The following is a 742-nucleotide window of genomic DNA, read 5'->3' as shown; positions in this document are numbered from 1 at the left end:
CCGATATGGAGGTAGCCCGTGGGCGAGGGCGCGAAGCGCGTGACGACGGGTGACGACATCGGACGATGGATCTTCTGGTGACGGGGCTGAAGGAGCACCCTGAACGCGGCCGCGGCACGGATCGGCCGATCCGGTTGCGCGCGTCTAGATCGCTCTGCGACGGAGGGAAAGGCGGTTCGTCGTCCCCGACGACGCACGGAAGCTGGGGACCTGCGCCCGGACCCGGCCCGGACGGCTCTAGCACGCCCTCGCGGATGCGTTAAGAATCGGGTCGGCGCAGCCGTTTCGCGCCGACCGGTGTGCCGATCATGGCGCGGGACATCGCACGATCGACGGGACGGGCCGTCGCCACGTCGGCATCAGGCCGCTTCCCGTCGCCCGCCGTGCTCGGGCCGGCCGTGCGCGGCTGGGTCGTCGGCGGGCTCGCGATCGAGGCCGAGCAGCGGCGGCTGTTTCCCTGGCTCGCGGTCGCCTTCGGCGCCGGCATCCTCGCGTTCTTCACCGCCACCGACGGCATGCCCTCGCTCTGGGCGCCCCTCGTCGCAGCCGGCGCCTGCGCCGCGACCCTGCCGTTCCTCGGTGCCCGGCCCGCGGCGCTGGCCGTCGCCCTCGGGCTGATGGCGGCGCTCCTCGGCTTCGCGGCGAGCGCCCTGCGGGTCGCGCAGGTGGCGGCGCCGGTGCTGACCCGCACCATCATCGCGCCGCTCGAAGGCCTGATCGAATCGCTGGAGGAGCGTGAGGA

The 742-nt window shown here is 73.5% G+C and carries 1 pseudogene; it reads left to right on the top strand.

Annotated features, from left to right (window positions below):
* Positions 1–308: 308 nt before the first annotated feature.
* Positions 309–742, top strand: a pseudogene (locus FV230_RS30200) (competence protein ComEC); the annotation flags it as partial.

Source organism: Methylobacterium sp. WL6, assembly GCF_008040095.1.
Taxonomy (GTDB): Bacteria; Pseudomonadota; Alphaproteobacteria; order Rhizobiales; family Beijerinckiaceae; genus Methylobacterium.
The sequence above is the reverse complement of the archived record's forward strand: the minus strand, read 5'-3'. Positions and strand labels throughout refer to the sequence as shown.